We start from the raw sequence: 5,743 nt of genomic DNA, 5'->3' as shown, positions 1-5,743 counted from the left end.
AGCGGCTTCAATTCGGACATGCAGGGCACCAAGGCGCTGGCGCTCGATGCATGGGCGGCGGAGCAGGGCCGCGCCTGCGTGCGGTTCGACTATTCCGGCCACGGGATCAGCGGCGGCGCCTTCGCCGACGGCACCATCGGACGCTGGCTGGAAGAAAGCATCGCGGTATTCGACGCCTTCTGCGAGGGACCGCAGGTCGTGATCGGCTCGTCGATGGGCGGCTGGATGGCGCTGCTGCTGGCACGCGAAATCGCGCGGCGGCGCGGGATAGACCGCGCCAGTCTCGCGGGGCTGGTGCTGATCGCGCCGGCGCCGGACTTTACCGAAGAGCTGATGTGGAAGGGTTTTTCGCCTGAGGTGCGCGAGGAGATCGAGACCAGGGGCGTCTGGCTGCGGCCGTCGCAATATGGCGAGCCCTATCCGATCACGCGCGCGCTGATCGAGGAGGGCCGCAACCATCTCCTGCTCGGCCGGGCAATCGAGGTCGGATGTCCGGTGCGCATCCTGCAAGGCGCGCAGGACCCGGACGTGCGATGGCAACATGCCTTCGCGCTGGCGCATCGGCTGCCCAACGATGACGTGGTGCTGACCATGATCCAGGACGGCGACCACCGCCTCTCGCGCCCGCAGGACATCGCGCGGATCATCGCGGCGGTTAAGGAGTTTGGGTGAGTGGCCAGGTCCCTCGCCAAAAATACAGCGTCGTCCCCGCGAAGGCGGGGACCCATAACCCCTGGCCTCTCGATTGTTGCAGCGACGTTGCCTCGACCGCTTTCCATCATCACAAATGACGGTGGTTATGGGTCCCCGCCTTCGCGGGGACGACTCGGAATATGTGGAGACGGAGGATATTTCATGAATCCCACCACCATGCTCCGCGCCTTCTGCGACGCCGTTAAAAAACACGACGGCACCGCCTTCGCCGCGTTGTTCACCGAGGACGGCGTCTATCACGACGTGTTCTACGGCGCGTTCGCAGGCCGCGCCAGGATCGCGGAGATGATCGACGACTGGTTCTATCGCACGGCGGACGACTTCCGCTGGGACATGCACGATCCCGTCAGCGACGGCAAGACGCTCTACGCGCGCTACACCTTCAGCTATCGCTCATTGCTGCCCGAGGCCAAGGGCGCCCGCGTGATGTTCGAGGGCGTCGCGATCATGACGTTGCGTGATGGGTTGATCGCGGAGTATCACGAAGTCGCCAATACCGCGACGGGGTTTGTCGACATGAATTTTGCGCCGGAGCGCATTGCGAAGATCGTGGCAAAGCAGGGCGCTGCGCTGAAGGCGCGGCCGGAGATGAAGCGGCATTTGGCGGAGTGACTTCCGGCAATACCCACCCTCGTCATTCCGGGATGCGCCTCTTGGCGCAGGCCCGGAATCCATACTCCCCGTGCTGGCGTGGGGATGCTGAGCGTGAATACTGGGGTTATGGATTCCGGGCTCGCGCGAAGAGCGCGCCCCGGAATGACGAACTACGGCGGCGGCGGTTTGGTCATCGGCTGGCGCTGTGCCAGGGCGGCGACGGTGGATGTGCCGATCGGGCCCTGCTGGTCGTAGAGCCAGCATTCGCCGATCGCGACGCCGTCCGACGCGTGGTGGTTCACCACTTCGAACCCGATCCATTCCTCAACCGGCAGGCGATGCAGATACAGCGTCACGTCGCTGTTGATATAGCCGAGGCCCTGATCGCCGGCATTGGCGTAAGGGCTGGCGAAATCCGCCGCCACTGCGACCCGCACGAACGGCGTCAAGGCTACGCCCTCGACGAGGTCGCGCACCTGGCTCATCCACAGCCGCCGCGGGCCGACATCCCCCATCGCGCCGATGACCGGGCGGGTGGTCCACTTGCCGTTCATGCCGAGGCGGGGATCGGTCGGCGCGGGAATATCCGCAGGCGCGGGCGCGTCCCAGTTCGGCGGTGACCACACATTGCCTTCGGGATTTTCGGTTTTACGCAGCAACTGGCGGGACGCGCGAGCCATGCTGGTGCCGCCGCTGAAAAATTCGGCCTCGACCACCTTGATGCGCAGGCCGTCGCGGATAAGACGTGATTTCACTTCGACCGGCGCAAAGCCCGGCAGGCGGAACATATCGACCGTAAATCGCGCAGGAACGAAATCGTCGCTGCCGTGCCGCTGCTCGATCGCGAAGGCGAGCAGGCCGACGATGACGCGGCCGTGCAGCGATTTGGGGTCCCATGGCCCGTTGGCGGCCGCGGTTGGGATGAAAGCCTCAGTGTCGCGGGTGAAAAAAGGCTGGTTGGTCATCGCGCGGACCATGGCGGAATTTTTGCGATGAAATCAAGAGCGGGCGGCGTTTATCCATTCCGCGCGAACACTATCATCCGTCTCGCGCCGGCTGTTGTCGGCGGCGGTCGAATCGAATTTGTCGCCTGGCATCAACTGCGACAGCGCCCACACCGCCGCGCCGCGCACCAGCGCGCTGTCGTCGCCGAGCAGGCGTTCAGCTTCCGCAGCAAGCGCGGCGTCTTGCGAGTTGCCGATCGCGATCAGCACATTGCGGATGAACCGGTCGCGGCCTGCGCGCTTCACCGCGGATTTGGCAAACAGCGCGCGAAACGCTGCGTCGTCGAGCCGGACCAGCTCCGCCAGCGCCGGCGCGCGCAAATTTTCGCGCGCGGCAAGTTTGGTTTCCCGTCCCGCTTGCGCGAACTTGTTCCACGGGCAGACCGCGAGGCAATCGTCGCAGCCATAGATGCGGTTGCCGATGGCTTTTCGGAATTCGCGCGGGATCGGCCCCTTGCTCTCGATGGTCAGGTACGAAATGCAGCGCCGCGCATCGAGCTGGTACGGCGCCGGGAACGCATTGGTCGGACAGACGTCGAGGCAGGCTCGGCACGAGCCGCAGTGATCGATGTCCGCCGCATCGCGCGGCAGATCGAGCGTCGTAAAGATCGCGCCGAGAAACAGCCAGGAGCCGAGCTCGCGCGAGACGAGATTGGTGTGCTTGCCCTGCCAGCCCAGCCCCGCCGCCTGCGCCAACGGCTTCTCCATCACCGCGGCGGTATCGACGAACACTTTCACCTCGCCGCCGGAGGTGGCGACCAGCCAGCGAGCCAGCGTTTTCAGCCGCTTCTTGATCAGGTCGTGATAGTCATCGCCCTGGGCATAGACCGAGATCGCGCCGCGGCGGCGCTGCTGCAAGATCGCCAGCGGGTTCTCATCGGGCCCGTAATTGACGCCGAGCATGATGATCGAGCGCACGCCGGGCCACAGCACGCGCGGGTCGGCGCGGCGCTCCGGGCGAGCCGCCAGCCAATCCATGTCGCCGTGGCCGCCGGCTTCGATGAAGGCGTGGAAATGTTTTCCAGCTTCTCCGATCGCCGCGGGATCGCTGACGCCGATGCAATCGAAACCGAGCGCTTGCGCTTCGCGGGCAAGCGCGGATTTGAGATCGGTTGGTTCGATGAGCGTCAACACAATGGTCGTCCCCGCGAAGGCGGGGACCCATAACCCCTGACGAACATGTTGAGGCGATCAGCTTGCTCCACGCTGGTCCCTGAACTCGAACGACACGGCGTATGAGTCCCCGCCTTCGCGGGGACGACGTACGAAAAGGCCGCGTTCAGAAATCCAGATCCACATAGGTCCGCGACGCCGGCACGCCGGCCAGCCATTCGCCCAGCAGCGGGCGGAACGACGGGCGGGATTTTATCCGCGCGTACCACGCCTTTGCCGCGTCGTCCTCGCTCCATGGCACGTCGCCCAGATAATCGATCGCCGACAGATGCGCCGCGGCGACCAGGTCCGCGTAAGTCAGCCGGTCGCCGGCGAGAAAGTTTCGCGTCCGCGCCAGCCAGCCGATATAGGCCAGATGATAGCGCACATTTACGGTCGCCGCGCGGATCACGTCCATCGCCGGGGCGCCGCCGCCATTGCTATCGCTCATGAAACGCTTGTAGATGCGCTCGGTCACCAGCGGGCCGCTGGCTTCCTCGAAGAATTTTTCGTTGAACCACGCCATCAGGCGGCGCACCTCGATGCGCTCGGCCATTGCGGAGGGCAGCAGCCGGCGATCGCTCAAGGCGGCGCCATGGGCTTCGTCGATATATTCGGCGATGATGGCGGCGCCCGGGATCGGAGGAAATCCCGCGGTGGTCAGCACCGGCGTGGTCCCCGCCGGATTGAGCGCCAGAAACGCCTCGCGCCGCTCCCAGACGCGCTCCTCCACCAGCCGCAGATCGAGGCCGTGCTCGCCGAAGGCGAGGCGGATGAAGCGCGAATGCGGACAGAATGGATGGTGAAGCAGCGTAAACATGAAGCCCTTGATAGATTTGCGGTGCTTAACAAACTCTCACTGCCGGGGGAAGCCGCTTTCGAGCCGGAAGGCTCCCTAAGCGTCATGGCCGGGCTTGACCATAGGAGTACTGGCTTTGCTGATGGTCAGACAACACCGCCGTCATCCTGAGGTGCTCGCCGCCTTCGGCGAGCCTCGAAGGATGGCTACAGGTGCCTGTGGCCGTCCTTCGAGACGCCGCGCAAGCGCGCGGCTCCTCAGGATGACGGTTGGTTATGTGGCAGTGCCGGGCTCGCGCAGCATTCGGGGAAAATCGCGCTTTACCACACGTTCCGCATTGCTTGGCCGGACCGTTGTTTTTGACGTTGCAGCGGGCATGCGAATAGGCGAGAAGAACCCGGTTTTCCCCGCATAATGGACCCCATCATGATTTCCGATTCGATCAGGGCGGTGATTCTCGGCGTGGTCGAGGGCGTGACTGAATTTCTCCCGGTCTCCTCCACCGGCCATCTGCTGCTGGCGGAACGGTTTTTCGATCTCGGCGAGGGTAATTTCTGGAAGAGCTTTGCGGTGCTGATTCAGCTCGGCGCCATCCTTGCCATTGTCGCGCTCTATTTCGGCAAATTATGGCGGGTCGCGCTCGGCATGTTCTCCAATCCCGACGACCGGCGCTTCGTCATCGGCGTGCTGGTGGCGTTCTTGCCCGCCGCGGTGATCGGAGCTGCGGCCGGCGGCTACATAAAGAGCTATCTGTTCAATCCCTGGGTGGTGTGCTTCTCGCTGATCGTCGGCGGCGCGATCCTGCTGTGGGTCGATCAGCTCGATCTCGAACCGCATAAGCACGACGCCACCACGTTTCCGCTGCCGATGTATCTGAAGATCGGGTTCGCGCAGTGCCTTGCCATGATCCCCGGGGTGTCGCGCTCCGGCGCCAGCATCGTCGCGGCGATGCTGCTCGGCGCCGACAAGCGCGCGGCGGCGGAGTTCTCGTTCTTCCTGGCGATCCCGACCATGCTCGGCGCCTTCGTCTACGATCTCTACAAGAGCCGCGCCGACATGACGGCGGATCACTTGGGGATTGTCGCGATCGGATTCGTGGTGTCGTTCGTCACCGCGATCATCGTGGTGAAAACCTTCTTGAACTACGTCACCCGCCACGGCTTTACGCTGTTCGCCTGGTGGCGCGTGATCGTGGGCACAATCGGCCTGATCGCGCTGGCGCTGGGCAGATAGCTGGTCCTCCCCGCGACGGCGAAGACGCTGAGAATGTGGCAGCGTCTTACATTAAATTTCCGATTCAAAATTCAAACAGCCAAGCCTCTATATTCTCGCGGCGCGATGCGTCCGAGGTTTGCCAGTCCCTCGCGAACCCAAGCGAGGGGATGGAGCGGCGGGAGGCGCCAGGGCACCAGCGGGCACCCCTTGAGGCGGGATTAACGTACCCACCTCGCGCGGCAAGGCACCGCGCGCGCCCAAGGCA

General features: G+C 64.3%; 6 protein-coding genes. 3 read left to right on the top strand and 3 right to left on the bottom strand.

The window, feature by feature from the left end; genetic code table 11:
• Both VGP39_RS03490 and VGP39_RS03485 read left to right on the top strand, forming a co-directional pair.
• Nucleotides 1-672 (top strand): alpha/beta hydrolase (locus tag VGP39_RS03490; protein ID WP_327566715.1); only part of this gene is annotated, 672 nt, incomplete at its 5' end.
• A gap of 183 nt (nt 673-855) precedes the next feature.
• Entirely contained in the window at nt 856-1,326 is a 471-nt protein-coding gene (locus tag VGP39_RS03485) for a nuclear transport factor 2 family protein (RefSeq protein WP_327566714.1), read from the top strand.
• Between the two features lie 152 nt (nt 1,327-1,478).
• On the opposite strand, the gene VGP39_RS03480 is transcribed toward VGP39_RS03485, so the two are convergent.
• The 3 genes from VGP39_RS03480 to VGP39_RS03470 all read right to left on the bottom strand — a co-directional run bounded on the left by VGP39_RS03480 (nt 1,479) and on the right by VGP39_RS03470 (nt 4,284).
• The gene (locus VGP39_RS03480) at nt 1,479-2,273 is read right to left on the bottom strand and encodes an acyl-CoA thioesterase domain-containing protein (RefSeq protein WP_327566713.1); all 795 of its coding nucleotides are present in this window, start codon (nt 2,271-2,273) and stop codon (nt 1,479-1,481) included.
• Between the two features lie 33 nt (nt 2,274-2,306).
• On the bottom strand, nt 2,307-3,443 hold the full coding sequence (gene queG, locus VGP39_RS03475; RefSeq protein WP_327566712.1) for a tRNA epoxyqueuosine(34) reductase QueG: 1,137 nt from the start codon (nt 3,441-3,443) through the stop codon (nt 2,307-2,309).
• 148 nt (nt 3,444-3,591) lie between these two features.
• A complete protein-coding gene (locus tag VGP39_RS03470) occupies nt 3,592-4,284 on the bottom strand; it encodes a glutathione S-transferase family protein (RefSeq protein WP_327566711.1) in 693 nt (230 codons plus the stop codon).
• A gap of 405 nt (nt 4,285-4,689) precedes the next feature.
• Here VGP39_RS03470 and VGP39_RS03465 point away from each other — a divergent pair, with 405 nt between their 5' ends.
• A complete protein-coding gene (locus tag VGP39_RS03465) occupies nt 4,690-5,496 on the top strand; it encodes an undecaprenyl-diphosphate phosphatase (protein WP_327566710.1) in 807 nt (268 codons plus the stop codon).
• Nucleotides 5,497-5,743: the final 247 nt, after the last annotated feature.

This window comes from Bradyrhizobium sp., assembly GCF_036009065.1.
Classification (GTDB): domain Bacteria; phylum Pseudomonadota; class Alphaproteobacteria; order Rhizobiales; family Xanthobacteraceae; genus Bradyrhizobium.
Note: the sequence above shows the minus strand (reverse complement) of the source record. Positions and strands in the feature narration are given on the sequence as shown.